General features: G+C 58.2%; 10 protein-coding genes. 9 read left to right on the forward strand and 1 reads right to left on the reverse strand.

Annotated elements, in window-relative coordinates:
- The first annotated feature begins 13 nt into the window (after nucleotides 1-13).
- The 4 genes from ispF to BM477_RS07260 all read left to right on the forward strand — a co-directional run bounded on the left by ispF (nucleotide 14) and on the right by BM477_RS07260 (nucleotide 6,935).
- Nucleotides 14-553 (forward strand): 2-C-methyl-D-erythritol 2,4-cyclodiphosphate synthase, encoded by a 540-nt coding sequence (ispF, locus tag BM477_RS07245; protein ID WP_075362002.1) that lies wholly within the window; start codon nucleotides 14-16, stop codon nucleotides 551-553.
- 33 nt (nucleotides 554-586) lie between these two features.
- Nucleotides 587-2,041, forward strand: coding sequence for a cysteine--tRNA ligase (gene cysS / locus BM477_RS07250; protein WP_075362003.1), 1,455 nt, complete (start codon nucleotides 587-589; stop codon nucleotides 2,039-2,041).
- A gap of 143 nt (nucleotides 2,042-2,184) precedes the next feature.
- Entirely contained in the window at nucleotides 2,185-3,168 is a 984-nt protein-coding gene (gene rlmB / locus BM477_RS07255; protein ID WP_075362004.1) for a 23S rRNA (guanosine(2251)-2'-O)-methyltransferase RlmB, read from the forward strand.
- A 200-nt stretch (nucleotides 3,169-3,368) separates the two neighbouring features.
- The gene (locus BM477_RS07260; protein WP_075362005.1) at nucleotides 3,369-6,935 is read left to right on the forward strand and encodes a proline dehydrogenase family protein; all 3,567 of its coding nucleotides are present in this window, start codon (nucleotides 3,369-3,371) and stop codon (nucleotides 6,933-6,935) included.
- 115 nt (nucleotides 6,936-7,050) lie between these two features.
- On the opposite strand, the gene BM477_RS07265 is transcribed toward BM477_RS07260, so the two are convergent.
- On the reverse strand, nucleotides 7,051-7,728 hold the full coding sequence (locus tag BM477_RS07265) for a hypothetical protein (protein ID WP_075362006.1): 678 nt from the start codon (nucleotides 7,726-7,728) through the stop codon (nucleotides 7,051-7,053).
- A gap of 117 nt (nucleotides 7,729-7,845) precedes the next feature.
- Between BM477_RS07265 and BM477_RS07270 the strand changes: the two genes are divergently transcribed.
- The 5 genes from BM477_RS07270 (at nucleotide 7,846) to glmS (ending at nucleotide 15,244) form a co-directional block, all read left to right on the forward strand.
- On the forward strand, nucleotides 7,846-9,129 hold the full coding sequence (locus BM477_RS07270; RefSeq protein ID WP_075362007.1) for an adenylosuccinate synthase: 1,284 nt from the start codon (nucleotides 7,846-7,848) through the stop codon (nucleotides 9,127-9,129).
- Nucleotides 9,130-9,428: 299 nt separating this feature from the next.
- The gene (locus BM477_RS07275) at nucleotides 9,429-11,267 is read left to right on the forward strand and encodes a phosphoenolpyruvate carboxykinase (GTP) (RefSeq protein ID WP_075362008.1); all 1,839 of its coding nucleotides are present in this window, start codon (nucleotides 9,429-9,431) and stop codon (nucleotides 11,265-11,267) included.
- 137 nt (nucleotides 11,268-11,404) lie between these two features.
- Nucleotides 11,405-12,043, forward strand: coding sequence for a dCTP deaminase (gene dcd / locus BM477_RS07280; protein ID WP_075362009.1), 639 nt, complete (start codon nucleotides 11,405-11,407; stop codon nucleotides 12,041-12,043).
- A complete protein-coding gene (locus BM477_RS07285) occupies nucleotides 12,040-13,197 on the forward strand; it encodes a hypothetical protein (protein ID WP_075362010.1) in 1,158 nt (385 codons plus the stop codon). The genes dcd and BM477_RS07285 overlap by 4 nt, the downstream gene beginning before the upstream one ends.
- A gap of 196 nt (nucleotides 13,198-13,393) precedes the next feature.
- Complete coding sequence (glmS, locus tag BM477_RS07290; protein ID WP_075362011.1) at nucleotides 13,394-15,244, forward strand: glutamine--fructose-6-phosphate transaminase (isomerizing); 1,851 nt, start codon at nucleotides 13,394-13,396, stop codon at nucleotides 15,242-15,244.
- Nucleotides 15,245-15,296 lie beyond the last annotated feature (52 nt).

The raw sequence follows: 15,296 nt of genomic DNA on the forward strand, positions 1-15,296 counted from the left end.
AACAGTCAGCCCAATGCTAGACGAACGCCCACAAGACGCAGCGGCTAACAGCTACTTCTGGCAATACCCGCGGACCGGAATGGGAGTGGATGTGCATGCTTTCGCTCCCGCATCTGAGCCGCGACCCATGCGTTTGGCCTGCCTGGACTGGCCGGACGTTAACGGTCTGGCTGGGCATTCGGATGCGGATGTGGCCGCCCATGCGGCCTGCGACGCGTTGCTGTCTGCCGCTGGGCTAGGCGATTTGGGTTCCAACTTTGGGACGTCCCGCCCCGAATGGGCGGGCGCCTCAGGTGAAGCCCTGCTAACTGAGACGATCCGGCTGGTGGAAGCTGCCGGCTGGACGGTCGGAAACATTGCCATCCAGATTGTGGGGTTGCGCCCCAAGATTGGGCCGCGTCGCGGCGAAGCGGAAGCCGTCATGTCCCAGATTGTGGGTGCGCCCGTCAGTGTTTCAGCTACCACCACGGACGGCCTGGGTTTCACTGGGCGAGGGGAAGGCTTGGCCGCCCTCGCCACCGCGCTAATCTACCCGCGCCCCCAAGCCGTATAGGCTTCGGGACCTGATGACGGATACACTGTAACTATGAGTTTTGACCTGCACCTTTATAACACTGCCACGAAAAAAGTTGAACCGGTAAACCCGGTCGTACCCGGACGCTTGTCCATGTACCTGTGTGGCGCAACCGTGCAGGGCGCCGCCCATATTGGGCATGTGCGCGCCGCAGTGGGTTTTGATGTGCTCCGCCGCTGGGTGGAGCGTAGCGGCCTGGAAGTCAGGTACGTTCGCAATATCACCGATATTGATGACAAGATTCTTGCCAAGTCCCAAGAGGCCGGTGTCCCGTGGTGGGCGTGGGCGGCCCGCTGGGAACGTAACTTCGATGAATCCTACCGGCTGCTGGGCGTGCTACCGCCCACTTTTGAGCCGCGCGCAACCGCGCACATCATTGACCAGCAGCAGATGATCGCCCGCCTCATGGAGCGCGGCCACGCCTACGCGGACGGAGGCGGTAACGTCTACTTTGAGGTGCATTCGCTGCCCGATTATGGCTCGCTGACCCGGCAGCGCCTGGAGGACATGCAGACCACGGAGGATGAGTCGCAGATTGATGCGGCCACCGAAGCGGGCAAGCGTGATCCGCGCGATTTCGCGCTCTGGAAGGCCGCGAAGCCGACCGAACCGGAGACTGCTTCCTGGGAGTCCCCGTGGGGTCGAGGACGTCCCGGCTGGCACCTGGAGTGCTCCGCCATGTCGCGTCGCTACCTGGGTGATGAGTTCGATATTCACGGCGGCGGCATTGATTTGCGTTTCCCTCACCATGAGAATGAGATTGCGCAGTCCCACGGTGCCGGCTACGAGTTCGCCCGCATCTGGATGCATAACGCCTGGGTGACTTTGAAGGGCGACAAAATGTCTAAGTCTTTGGGGAATGGTCTGAGCGTGCATGAGCTGGTCGCGCAGGCTGGCGCTCCGGCGTTGCGTCTCGCCCTCGGCACGGTGCATTACCGTTCCACCATTGAGTTTGATGGGGAAACCTTGGAGAAGGCTGCTGCCCTATGGGAGCGCCTGTCTGGTTTCGTGACCCGCGCTGCGGAGGCTGCGACGCAGGTGGCTGAGGCCGAGGGTGGGCTGGCTACCCGTGAACTGCCGGCAGAGTTTACTGCCGCGATGAATGATGATTTGAATCTGTCCCGGGCGATGGCCGCGGTCCATGCCGCTTTGAAGGCCGGGAATACTGCTTTGAATGCTGGCGATGTGGAGACCGCCGCGGAGCGCGCCCTCGATCTGCGGGCCATGCTGGATGTGCTGGGACTGGATCCGCTTTCTGAGCAGTGGGCTGGCAGCCGCGGTGAAGGCGCCGAGGATGAGGCCGCCGAGCATGCGCTGGATGTTTTAGTGCAGGCGGCTTTGACTGAACGGGCGCAGGCCCGGGCGGAAAAGGATTGGTCGCGGGCGGATGCTTTGCGTGATCGCCTAGCTGAGGCTGGCGTGGTCGTGGAAGACAGCAAAGATGGGGCCCGCTGGCATTTAGGCTGAGGAGCCGCATCCAAAGCCCGGAGGGGATTGGATGGTTACCCGCCGTATCTGTCCGGCGTTGGCTTGGTCTCATTGGGGCGCGTTTATCTGCTGTTCCCGTATAATCACATCAGTATCTAAGGAATTATTGAGAGGGGATTCGCATGGCAGGCAATTCACAGCGTCGCGGCGCGGTCCGTAAAGAAGGCTCTAAGAAGGGCTCCACTAAAGGCACCGGCGGTCAGCGCCGGCGCGGCTTGGCTGGTAAGGGGCCGACCCCGAAGGCTGAGGATCGCGTTTACCATGTGGCCCATAAGAAGAAGGTCGCTGCGGAGCGTCGTGAGAAGACCCGTCAGCAGCAGGCCGCAGCGGCGGCTCGTCGCTCGCGCGTGCAGGTTTCTGAGGGAGCGGAGCTGATTTTTGGCCGTAATCCGGTCGCTGAGGCTGTCCGTGCGGGCGCCCCGATTCATAAGGTTTTCCTAGCTGGCGGTCTTTCCGATAACCGGGTGGAGCTGGTGGTTCGCACCGCGACTGCTTTGGGTGCCCCGATTATTGAGGTGTCGAAAACTGATCTGGATCGTGCCTCCGACGGGGCTGTGCATCAGGGTGTCGCCATTGAGGTGCCCGCTTACGAGTACGCTGATTTTGATGAGCTGCTGGAGAAGGCGCTGGCCCGTGGGCCGGAGCGTCCCCCGTTGTTCGTGATGTTGGACTCTATCACTGACCCGCATAATCTGGGCGCTGTTTTGCGTGCCGGTGGGGCTTTCGGGGTGGATGGCGTGATTATTGGTTCCCGTCGCGCCGCCTCCGTGAATGCGACCGTGTGGAAGGTGTCTGCCGGAGCGGTGGCGCGGGTGCCGGTCGCTAAGGTCACGAACCTTTCGCGGACCATTCAGCAGTGCCAGGATGCCGGCTTGTTCGCCGTTGGCTTGGATGGTAACGCTGACGTGAGTGTGCGCAATTTTAAGTTAGCGACGGAGCCTTTGCTGCTGGTTACTGGGGCCGAGGGGGATGGTCTGTCCCGTCTGGTGCGCGATACTTGCGATCAGATTGCTTCTATTCCTATCAGCGCAGCGGTGGAGTCTTTGAATGCTTCAGTGGCTACCGGGATTGCCCTGTACGAGGTTGCCCAGCTGAGAGCGGAATAGGTTTCTAGTTTCTGTCCACCTTCTCAAACCTTTCTGATACGATATCTTCACACCTTGCTAATAGGACTTTTTGCCTAGTTAGATTTTCTCTAACTCTAAAGGTAGTATGGTGCGAAAGACTTCGAATATGCTGTGCCGCATAATTTGTGCTCTTTAATTGTGCGCGCTCGTGGGCGCGACTTTTCAGAAAGGTGCTATAGATGACCTCGTCTAAAATCGATTCAGTAGAGCTTCGTGAAGTTGGTGAAGCCGCTTTGAAAACCGCGCAGCGGTGGACTAAGGCCTCAAAAAATTATCCGACTGACAGAGCAGCGCAGCTCCTGTCAGAGGCGCTCAAAGACCCTTCCGGTTTGGACTATACGGTTGAGTTTGTCGACCAGGTGATTCGCCCCGAAGATCAACGTATTGCTGCTCAGAAACTGGCTGAACTGGGGGCTAAAAACCCGGCTTTCTTGCCCTGGTATCTGAGGGCTCCCGCTCGCTTCGGTGGCGCGGCCGCGCCCCTCGCGCCGTCGGTGGCAACCCCGGTCGCACGTAAGGTTTTCAGTCAGCTAGTAGGCGACCTAGTTGTGGATGTAACCGACAAGAAGCTTGGTCCTGCTATTAAACGCCTGCGCGCCAATGGGGCTCGACTCAACATTAACCTGCTGGGTGAAGCAGTTTTGGGTGACAAGGAAGCCGACAAGCGTCTCAAAGACACTCTGGCACTACTTCGTCGTGATGATGTTGACTACGTGTCTTTGAAGGTTTCCGCAGTTACTGGCCCGCACAGCGCGTGGGCTTTCGATGAGACTGTTGACCGCGCAGTGCAGAAGCTACTTCCCCTGTACCGTTTGGCGGCCGAGACCACGCCGAATAAGTTCATTAACCTGGACATGGAAGAATATCGTGACTTGGAGCTCACTCTGGCCGTATTCAAGCGAATCCTGTCCACACCAGGCTTGGAAAAGCTGGAGGCCGGCATTGTGCTGCAGGCTTATTTGCCGGACGCCCTCGGCGCCATGAAAGACTTGCAGGAATGGGCGGCAGAACGCCGCGCCAAGGGTGGTTCCGGGATTAAGGTGCGCGTGGTGAAGGGCGCAAACCTAGCCATGGAGCGCGTCGAAGCGAACTCCCATGACTGGCCGCTCACGGTTTGTGACTCCAAGGAAGCAACCGACGCTAACTACATGCGCGTCCTCAACTGGGCGATGACGCCGGAGCATTTGCAGAACGTGCGTTTGGGCGTGGCCGGACACAACCTATTCACCATTGCTTTCGCCTGGGAGTTGGCCGGACGGCGTAACGTCCGCTGGGGTGTCGAACTGGAAATGCTTTCCGGTATGGCTACCGCGCAGGCGGACGCCGTTGCCGCTGAAGTAGGCAACCTACTGCTGTATGTTCCGGTGGTGAACCCCGCCGAATACGATGTGGCTATCAGCTATCTGGTTCGCCGTCTGGAAGAGAACGCTGCCGACGAAAACTACATGTCTGCGGTCTTTGAATTGCCGGATAATCCCGAAATGTTCGCCCGTGAGCGTGACCGTTTCCTCGCCGCTATGGACCGCATCAATGATGACGTGAAGCCGCGCAACCGCACCCAGAACCGGCAGACGGAATCCGCTGACGAAATCTTGGAGCCGCTACGTGCTGCCGGTCAGACTGAATCCCCGGCCCGTGGCTTGAGCTTCGCGAATACGCCTGACTCTGACCCGTCACTAATGCACAATCTGGAGTGGGCGCGCGAAATCATTGGCCGTTTCGAGCACTCCGATTTGGGTAAGCAGGGCCTAGCTGATGCTAAGGTCAACACGGAGGAAGAGCTGGAAGAGATCATGGCTCGCGCCTCCGCGGCGGGCCGTGAATGGGTCGCCCGTCCCATTGAGGAGCGCGTCGAGATTCTACACAACGTGGGTCTGGCCTTGGCGAAGCATCGCGGCGAGCTGATTGAGGTGGCTGGCTCTGAAGCCGGCAAGACTTTCGACCAGGGTGACGTGGAGGTTTCCGAGGCTGTCGATTTTTCCCACTACTACGCGGAGTCCGCGTTGAAGATGGTCCAGGAGACCGAGGGTGCTAAGTTCACGCCCACCAACTTGACCGTGGTGACTCCGCCGTGGAACTTCCCGCTGGCGATTCCTGCCGGTGGCGTGCTGGCTGCTTTGTCTGCCGGTTCCGCTGTTGTCTTTAAGCCGGCAGCGGCAGCGGCCCGCTGTGGCGCGGTCCTTGCTGAAATCATGTGGGAAGCTGGGGTGCCGCGCGATTTGCTAGCTTTTGTGTCTTTGGGTGAACGCGCCCTCGGCAAGCAGCTGCTCACCGATCAGCGGGTTGGTCGCGTCGTCTTGACCGGTGGCTCTGAGACTGCGGACCTGTTCCGTTCTTGGCGTTCGGACCTGCCGCTGCTGGCTGAGACTTCCGGTAAGAACGCTATCGTGGTCACCCCGTCCGCTGACCTTGATCTGGCAGTTAAGGACGTCGTGTACTCTGCTTTCGGTCATGCTGGACAGAAGTGTTCAGCGGCCTCCCTCGTCATCTTGGTGGGTTCGGTCGGTACTTCCGCCCGTTTTGCCCGCCAGCTGGTGGATGCTGTCAACTCCTTGCAGGTTGGCTACCCGTGGGATCCGACCTCAGAAATGGGTCCGGTGATTGCCCCGCCAACGGGCAAGCTGAAGGAAGGCCTGACCGGCAAGTTGGGCGAGGGTGAACGGTGGATTGTGAAGCCGGAGCAGCTGGATGATTCCGGCAAGCTGTGGTCTCCGGGGGTTCGCTCTGGCGTTCAGCCTGGCAGCGCCTACCATTTGACTGAATACTTCGGCCCGATTCTGGGTGTGATGCGGGCTGAGACTTTGGAGCAGGCCGTTGAATGGGTCAACCAGGTTGATTACGGTTTGACTTCCGGTATCCATTCGTTGGATGCCGAAGAGATCAACTACTGGATTGATAACGTCCATGCTGGCAACCTGTATATTAACCGTGGTACTACCGGTGCTATCGTGCAGCGTCAGCCTTTCGGCGGCTGGAAGCGTTCCGCCGTCGGTAACGGCGCGAAGGCTGGCGGCCCGAACTACCTTTACGCTTTCGGTAACTGGGCTCCTGCCCCGACTGAGGCTGACAGCAGGCCGGTTGATGAGGTGGTTAACGAGGCTCAGCGTACCGTTAAGGTGACCGCCCTGAGTGAGCTTCTTGATGCGGCCCGCGATCAGCTTTCCGGTGAGGATCTGCGGGCGCTGGCGGCAGCCTACATTTCTGATCAGCGGGCTTGGAATACCGAGTTCGGTGTCTACCATGATCCGACCGGTATCCCCACTGAAAAGAACGTGCTCCGTTACGTGGCTTTGCCTGTTACGGTTCGCCTTGACGGGGACAACCCGAAGGGTGAAGAGGCCGAGGGCGTCTTCCAGATGGGCGCTGTGGCGAAGCTGCTGCGTGTAATTGGGGCCGGCCTGCGGGCTGGGGCGCCGGTAACGGTTTCCACTGCCCTGGATTTGCCGGAGCGAGTCCGGCACGTGTTGGAGGTCGCGGACGTGAAGGTCCATGTTGAAGATCAGGAGCACTGGCTGCGCCGCGTGAAGTCCACCGACTGGGGATTGGATGGCCGTATACGCCTGATTAACGGTGCGGTGAAGCCAGTTTCTGACGCTGCTGAAGGCAGCATAGACCTAGCTATCTGGGCTGATCCGGTAACGGAAGCGGGCCGCGTGGAAATGCTACCTTTCGTACATGAGCAGGCAATTTCTTTCACTAACCACCGCTTCGGGAATCATACGCCGTTGTCGGAGTCGGTGCTTTAAAGCCTAGTCATACATGGCACAAAGGAGTGCCGGTTGATCTGATGGTCAGCCGGCGCTCCTTTAGGTTTAAGTTTCGGAACCTACTTGTTTTCCAGAACCCATTATCTTCCGGAAACTATTGGTCTTCCGGGGTTTCCAGTTTGCCTTTCCGGATGCCGAGGATGACTACTGCGCCAGCCGGGATGGCGGCCAGCAGAATGAAGAAGAGGCTGTACTGTTCCCACAGTCCTTTGTTTTCAATATCGCCGGCCACAATCTGATGAGCTTCGCGGAGTTTTTCCAAAGAATCATACGTCACTGTGTTACCGGAGATGTTTCCGCCCTCGGCCTTCGTGATTGGTTTCGGGAAAGTCAATCTGATGCTGATTTTTGTGTCATTGCCGGCCTGTCCGAAGAGGTCGTTGACGGGGCGGGTCAGATCGAATACGTAGCCATCTCCCGCTGCCCACAGGACCCGGCTGTTTAGGTTGGGATCCCATTGGCGGAACTGGAAATCGCAGATCAGGGTTTGGTCGTTTGATTTGTCTTCGACTACTTCCAAAGCTAGTCGGGCATTGGGCATCATCTGGTTGGCCTTCTGCTGCGCATTGAAGTTTTGCGAAAAATTCTTGCAGCTACCTGACAGAGGGGAGTTCTCCTTGCCGGCGAGGAGAGGCCGAGGGATTTCCGCGGAGATTTTGCCATCCACTAGCAGGTCGCTACTGATTTCAATATCGGATTGGATGACGCAGCCGGACAATCCCAGACAGAGCAGGGCGGCACCGGCGGCGCGAAGGAAACTTTTGATACGCATAGCCTCTACTTTACCGAATCTGCGGCGTCAGGTAAGTGAGATATCTGCCAAGCTTAAGAAACTGAGTGCCCGGGCGTGCTAGCATTGACGCGGCCCAACGTGAAGAAAGGGAAGACTATGCCCGCAGTGATTGTTCTTGGCACCCAATGGGGCGATGAAGGAAAAGGTAAAGCCGTCGATCAGCTTGGCTCCCAGGTTGACTACGTGGTGAAGTTTAACGGCGGCAATAACGCCGGGCATACCGTCGTGATTGAGGGTGAGAAGTTTGCTCTCCACCTGCTTCCGTCGGGAATCTTGACGCCGGGCGTGACCCCGCTGATTGGTAATGGCGTGGTGGTGGACCTGGAGGTCCTTTTCGCGGAGCTGGATGAGTTGCAGTCTCGTGGCGTTGACACCAGCCGCCTGCAGATTTCCTCCAATGCGCACATCATTCCCAGCTACAACCGAGTCTTGGATCAGGCTACGGAGAAGCATTTGGGGGAGCGTCAGATCGGCACCACTGGCCGCGGTATTGGGCCGACCTATGCGGACAAGATGAACCGTGTCGGGATCCGCGTTCAAGACCTTTTCGATGAGTCGATTCTGCGTAAGAAGGTGCGGGGCGCTTTGGAGCAGAAGAATCATCTGCTGACCACTCTTTATGGCATGGATTCGATTGATCCGGAAGCTGCGGCGGATGAGCTGTTGTCTTTTGCGGAGCGGGTGCGCCCCTTCGTGGTGGATTCCACGAAGGAACTTAATGATGCTTTGGATGAGGGCAAGATGCTGCTCTTTGAGGCAGGCCAGGCCACCATGTTGGATGTTGATCATGGCACCTATCCTTTTGTGACTTCTTCTTCCTCCACGGCGGCGGGCGCCTGTACGGGTTCTGGCGTGGGGCCGACCCGGATTGATCGCGTCGTCGGTGTCGCGAAGGCTTACACCACGCGCGTGGGGGAGGGGCCTTTCCCGACTGAGTTGCATGACGAGGTGGGTGAGGGGCTCCGTCAGGCTGGCGGAGAGTTCGGTACCACGACGGGTCGTCCGCGCCGCACCGGCTGGTTTGATTCTGTGGTGGCTAGGTATGCGACGAGGGTGAACGGTTTAACCGATATTGTTCTCACCAAGCTGGATGTGCTGACTGGATACGAGCAGATTCCGGTGTGTGTCGCCTATGAGGTGGATGGTCAGCGCCTTGATGAGATGCCTGACCATCAGACTGATTTCCATCATGCGAAACCGGTCTATGAGTATTTCCCCGGCTGGACTGAGGATATTTCTCAGACCAGCACTTGGGAGGAACTACCGGCTACTGCCCGTGACTATGTAGAGACTTTGGAGCGTTTGTCTGGTTGTCGGATTTCGGTAATTGGCACCGGTCCTGGCCGCGAAGCCGCAATTGTGCGTTACCCCTTGGTGTAGGGACCCTGAATTCAGGGTTAATGTCTGTTCGCCACACGCTGATTTTGGGATTAATTAAGCGAATTAACTTTCCTGACAAAACGTCCTTAAAGTTCAGTATCTGCGCCAATTTCCGCGGCTTTATGCGCTTTTGAGAAGGGGTATTTTAGGTATGGAATTGGATTAGTAAGGCTTACCTAAGAAACGCCTGTTTCGCCGTGGGACTTAAGGGCAGAAATTTTTGGGAATTAGGGTACACAATAGAAGGGTAGATTCCAGTGGCAACAGCCACGAATATATCCGCCGAGGAGGCACAAATAATGACAGTATCCGCACAGGATGTACGCGCCGCAGCACCGAAGAATGCTCCGGAAGACGTCATCGATTTTGTTGTACGTATTGCTGAGCTGGCTAAGCCGGAAGACGTGTACTTCGCTGATGGCTCCCAGGAAGAATGGGACCGCCTTACCTCTGAAATGGTTGAGTCGGGAATGTTCACCCGCTTGAACCCGGAGAAGCGCCCCAACTCTTTCCTCGCACGCTCACTGCCTTCGGACGTTGCCCGTGTTGAGTCCCGTACCTACATCTGCTCCGAAAAGGAAGAAGATGCTGGCCCGACCAACAACTGGTACGACCCCACCGAAATGAAGAAGATCCTGATGGAGAAGTTTGATGGTGCTATGAAGGGTCGCACCCTTTACGTCATTCCGTTCTCCATGGGTCCGGTTGGCGGCCCGATTTCCCAGCTGGGCATCGAACTGACCGACTCCCCCTACGTTGTTTGCAACATGCGCATCATGACCCGCATGGGCACCGAAGCGCTTGACCTGATGGCTAAGGGCCAGACTTGGGTTCCCGCCGTTCACTCCGTGGGTGCACCGCTGGAGCCCGGTCAGGAAGACACCGCCTGGCCTTGCAACGATGAGAAGTACATCACCCACTTCCCCGAGACCAACGAAATTTGGTCCTACGGCTCCGGCTACGGCGGCAACGCTCTGCTCGGTAAGAAGTGCTACGCGCTGCGTATCGCCTCAACCATGGCAAAGCGTGACGGCTGGATGGCTGAGCACATGCTGATTCTGCGCCTGACCGATGAGAACACCGGCAAGCAGTACCACGTGACCGCTGCCTTCCCGTCAGCTTGTGGCAAGACCAACCTTGCCATGCTGCAGCCCACCATCCCCGGCTACAAGGTCGAAACCGTTGGTGACGACATTGCCTGGATGCGCCCCGGCCCCGACGGCCGCCTCTACGCCATTAACCCCGAAGCAGGCTTCTTCGGTGTTGCTCCCGGCACCTCCTACGACACCAACCCGATGGCTATGGACACCATGCGTGAGAACTCCATCTTCACGAACGTGGCCCTAACCGATGACGGTGACGTGTGGTGGGAAGGCATTGACGGCCCGACCCCCGATCACCTGATCGACTGGCACGGCAACGACTGGACCCCGGAGTCCGGTGAAAAGGCTGCTCACCCGAACGCTCGCTTCACCACCCCGGCCGCACAGTGCCCGATTATCTGCCCCGACTGGGAAGCACCTCAGGGTGTACCGATCGACGCCATCCTCTTCGGTGGCCGCCGCGCCACCAACGTTCCGTTGGTTGCTGAGCAGTACGATCCGGCTCACGGCGTCTTCATTGGCGCTTCGGTGGCTTCCGAAGTTACCGCTGCTGCTACCGACGTGACCGCTGGCGCTCTGCGTCACGACCCGTTCGCAATGCTGCCCTTCTGTGGCTACCACATGGCTGACTACTGGCAGCACTGGTTGGACATGCAGGAAGAGCTCGGCGAGAACTTCCCGAAGGTCTACCAGGTCAACTGGTTCCGCAAGGATGACGAAGGCAACTGGCTATGGCCGGGCTTCGGCGAGAACTCCCGCGTTCTCGACTGGGTTGTCCGTCGTGCCTCCGGTCAGGTTGATGCCATTGACGGTATCACCGGTCGCTACCCCAAGTTCGAGGACTTCAACATCGACGGCCTCAAGGGCTTCGATAAGGAAACCTGGGATAAGCTGTTCTTCGTTGACCCTGAAGCTTGGGACAAGGAAGCCGCTGAGACTGAAGAGTACTTCAAGCAGTTCGGTGACAAGCTGCCCGCCGCCATCAAGGACGAGCTGGCTAAGTTGCGCGAACGTATCGCTGAAGCTCGCAAGTAAGCAACTAGCCACTTTAACTACCGGGGAGACCCAGTAGCTGAAGCGATAGTGAACTGATAGATGAACCCCGCCCAACCGGGCGGGGTTCATTTCTAGCTACTGCCCACAAATTACCCAAAACATGTCAAAATAGAAGCATGCTACTTTCAGATCACGATATTAAAAACCAGCTGACTGAGGGACGAATCAACCTCGACCCCCTCGACCTGGAAATGATCCAGCCAGCCAGTATTGATGTGCGCCTCGACAGGTATTTCCGGCTTTTCGATAATCACCGCTACGCTGTGATTGATCCTGCCGCACAGCAAGAAGACCTCACCCATCTGGTAGATGCTGGCGATGATCGTCCCTTCGTGCTTCACCCGGGAGAGTTCGTCCTCGGCGCCACCTACGAAAAGGTGACCCTGCCGGACGATATTGCGGCCCGTCTGGAAGGTAAATCCTCCCTCGGGCGCCTCGGCCTGCTCACCCACTCCACGGCCGGTTTCATTGACCCGGGCTTTACCGGGCATGTCACCCTCGAACTTTCCAATACGGCGACCATGCCGATTCTGCTGTACCCCGGCATGAAGATCGGACAGCTGTGCTTCTTCCAGCTGTCTTCCCCGGCGGACCGCCCCTACGGCCAGGGCGCCACCGGTTCGCGCTACCAGGGGCAGCGCGGCCCCACCGCTTCGCGTTCCTACCTGAACTTCTCCCGCGTCAGCATCACCGCGAACTCTGATATTGCCGGTCGTGCTCACACCCACAGCATTCACGGGGACACCGCGGAATGATTCCCTCACGCGGGTCCGCCCAGGAAGCCAGTGCAGAAGGGCAGTCCGAAAAGCAGCCCCAGCTGGAAGATCCCACTTTGGCGGCCATCACGGAGCCCGTCTACGAGGGGGAAACCTACCGTTTCGCCGGCGACGGTCACGCCTTCACCGACCCCGCCAAAGACACCTACGTGGTTGCCACTCAGTGGGGTGAGGGGGAACTCCTCCCCATCACCGCGGACCAGCAACACCTGCTGTTCGTTCCACAGGACGTCACGGCGGAAGAAATTGAAGCCCTAGTGGTGAGTTTGTGGGATGAGGCCGGCTGGCTGATGCCCGGCATTCTCGGCCTTTTCGATGAGGTCACCCTGTCTGGTCCGTGGCAAATTTCGCGTCAGATTGGGCGCGAACTCAAACTACCTAACTCAGCTGCCTGGGGATACCTGATTCAGGTTGCCCCGAACCGCAGACAGCCAGAGGCTGGCATGGCGGTCGAGGTGGCTGAAGCCCTCTACGCCTCCGATCATGTCTCCCCGCTATTTAAGGGTGAACTCCCGGTTGGGGATGAGTATCAAGTGCTCAGTCACCTGCTGGATGTGGCCGCCCGTGTGGGTGGGGGGATTCGTTCCGACCAAGGCCTAGTTTACGAGCCCGACCCGGACCATTTAGTGGATCTGACTGTGTATGCGCCGGCGTGGCTGCCGGGCAAAGATATGCTTTCTTTGATTCAGCGAATCAACCCGCAAGCTCGAGTCTTGACCGATGCGTGGGCGCCTTGGGTCAATCCTGGTTTTGCCCGGGCCTCTGAGGCCCCTGAGCATCAACTGGTGCCGTTGGCATTGGGATCGGCGCTGAGCTCTTCAACCAGCCCCTACGCGATTGAAATCCCCCTCGAACGGAGGGGCGCAGTCATCCTGGAGGCTGATTACTCAGACGTGGTGCCACGCGCCCTGCGGTGGGAAGAATGGGTGAAGGAACAAGTTGCCGTCTACCTGCTGACTTGGCATCCCTCACAAGATCGGACGCATTTGTCTAGCCGTCCGTCTCGTCAAATCCGGATGGAACGCCTCGCGGCCACGGTTTTGATTGAGCAGATCGCCGCGCAAATCTGCGAGCGCACCGACGGTGAAGCTGTGGACGATGCCGGATTTATTGTCGCTTTCGATCAGTCCTGAACAGCATATTTTTCCACTTCGCACGAAAGTGCGCGAAAAGCGCCAGAATCTTGCATTTTTCGTGACCTCTGCCCTGACAAAAACTTTCCCTCAGAGTACAGTGCAATTCACGTATTCACCGCCTAGCTAGCGCAAGCTCAGGTTTTACCTGAACACTTAAAGGCTGCTGGTGTGCAAAGTAAGAGGAGAAGCTCCTATGTGTGGAATTGTCGGCGCGATCGGCGTCAATAACCCGGTAGATTTTGTCATCGCTGGACTTTACCGGCTGGAATACCGCGGCTACGATTCTGCTGGTGTGAGTGTCCTCGCGCCCTCGGCCACCGCGGATGTCCCCGCCACCTTGCGCAGGGTCCGCAAAGTGGGGCGTGTCAAGGAACTTGAAGATGCCCTCCCGGAAGGTTTCGAAGGCGTGGCGGCCATCGGGCATACGCGCTGGGCAACCCACGGCCCCGCCACCGAAAACAATGCTCACCCGCAGGTTTCCTCCGATGAGCGGATTCACCTAGTCCACAACGGCATCATTGATAACGCAGCGATTTTGCGCACTCGCCTCATGGACGAGGGGGTACGGTTCAGCTCCGACACCGACACGGAGGTAATCGCCCAACTGGTACGGCAGGCTTTTGACAGAGGCAGCAAAACCTTGGAAGAAGCCACTCTAGCGGCGGTCGATCAAGTCACTGGCACCTATGCGATTGCAGTACTGGACCGTGAACACCCAGAGTCGATGGTGGTGGCGCGGCAGGGCTCCCCGCTGGTCTTGGGCGTCGGTGAAGGAACCATGTATGTGGCTTCGGATGTGGCGGCTCTGGTGGCCTACACGGACCGGGTGATTCACCTAGAGGACGGCGAACTCGCGGTCCTGACTCCGAATCATTTGCGGGCCTTCACTAAGGAAACCGATGATGTGGGTCGCACTCCCGAACTCATTGAAGTGACCGAGGATGATTTCGCCCGCTCCGGCTATGAGCACTACATGATGAAAGAAATGATGGAGCAACCGCAGGTGGCGGAGCAACTCATTGGCGGTCACCTCGATGAACGGCATGGCACGACCCGTCTGCCGGACCTGAACCTCTCCCCGCGAGAGCTTCGTTCCTTCCGTCGGGTCAAGATCTTGGGCTGCGGCTCCGCCTACTATGTGGGCCAGATGGGGGCGCAAATGATTGCAGAGATCGCGCGTATCCCCGCGGACGCGGAAGCGGCTTCAGAGTTTCGTTACCGGGCCCCGCTAATCGAAGCTGACACCCTTTATATTGTGGTGTCACAATCAGGTGAAACCGCTGATACGGCTTTCGCCGTAGAAGAGATTAAACGCAAGGGCGGCTACGTGGTTGGCGTTATCAACGCGGTTGGCTCCACGATTGCCCGCGCAGTTGACGGTCGCGTCTACATTCACGCCGGAGCTGAGGTGGCTGTCGCCTCCACGAAAGCATTGACTAATATGGCCATCGTCTTCGCGATGATTGCGGTGGAGATGGGGCGGGTGCATGACCTTTCTTTGATTGACGGTCGGCGCCTAGTTGCGGGGATTGCGGCACTGCCGGGGAAGATCACACAAATTATTGAGAACCGTGACCTCCTCGACCCCCTCGCCTTAACTCTCTCCCAAGCCAGCTCCATCTACTATATTGGGCGCGTGCGCGGCTACCCGGTAGCCTCCGAAGGGGCGCAGAAGATGAAGGAGATCAGCTATATTCATGCGGAGTCCTATCAGACGTCGGAGCTCAAACACGGGCCTCTGGCGCTGGTTAGCCCAGAGATGCCGACCGTTGCTTTCATTCCTGATGATGAGCTGACTGACCGCAATATTGCGGCGGCCGAACAGATTATGGCCCGGCAGGGGCCGCTAGTGGCCTTCACCCATGCGGGTGTTGATCTTTCTGGCTTGGATGCGCAAACCTATGTGGTACCGAAGAGTGAACCGGAGCTAGATCCCATCCTGTTGACCATCCCCATGCAGCTGCTGGCCTACAAGGTGGCGGTCCTGTTGGGGCATGATGTGGACAAGCCTCGAAACCTCGCTAAGTCAGTTACGGTAGAGTAGTGCAGTTACCTGAATAACGGATTGGGCTTTAGTCTGTGTTTTCGGTGGCTAT

This window comes from Boudabousia marimammalium, assembly GCF_001936115.1.
Lineage (GTDB): Bacteria > Actinomycetota > Actinomycetes > Actinomycetales > Actinomycetaceae > Boudabousia > Boudabousia marimammalium.

Bases quoted from the DNA above. Each gene is read 5' to 3' on its own strand.
- ispF (WP_075362002.1), top strand. From the start codon at position 14: ATGCTAGACGAACGCCCACAAGACGCAGCGGCTAACAGCTACTTCTGG.
- BM477_RS07260 (WP_075362005.1), top strand. From the start codon at position 3,369: ATGACCTCGTCTAAAATCGATTCAGTAGAGCTTCGTGAAGTTGGTGAA.
- cysS (WP_075362003.1), top strand. From the start codon at position 587: ATGAGTTTTGACCTGCACCTTTATAACACTGCCACGAAAAAAGTTGAA.
- glmS (WP_075362011.1), top strand. From the start codon at position 13,394: ATGTGTGGAATTGTCGGCGCGATCGGCGTCAATAACCCGGTAGATTTT.
- BM477_RS07285 (WP_075362010.1), top strand. From the start codon at position 12,040: ATGATTCCCTCACGCGGGTCCGCCCAGGAAGCCAGTGCAGAAGGGCAG.
- BM477_RS07275 (WP_075362008.1), top strand. From the start codon at position 9,429: ATGACAGTATCCGCACAGGATGTACGCGCCGCAGCACCGAAGAATGCT.
- dcd (WP_075362009.1), top strand. From the start codon at position 11,405: ATGCTACTTTCAGATCACGATATTAAAAACCAGCTGACTGAGGGACGA.
- BM477_RS07270 (WP_075362007.1), top strand. From the start codon at position 7,846: ATGCCCGCAGTGATTGTTCTTGGCACCCAATGGGGCGATGAAGGAAAA.
- rlmB (WP_075362004.1), top strand. From the start codon at position 2,185: ATGGCAGGCAATTCACAGCGTCGCGGCGCGGTCCGTAAAGAAGGCTCT.
- BM477_RS07265 (WP_075362006.1), bottom strand. From the start codon at position 7,728: ATGCGTATCAAAAGTTTCCTTCGCGCCGCCGGTGCCGCCCTGCTCTGT.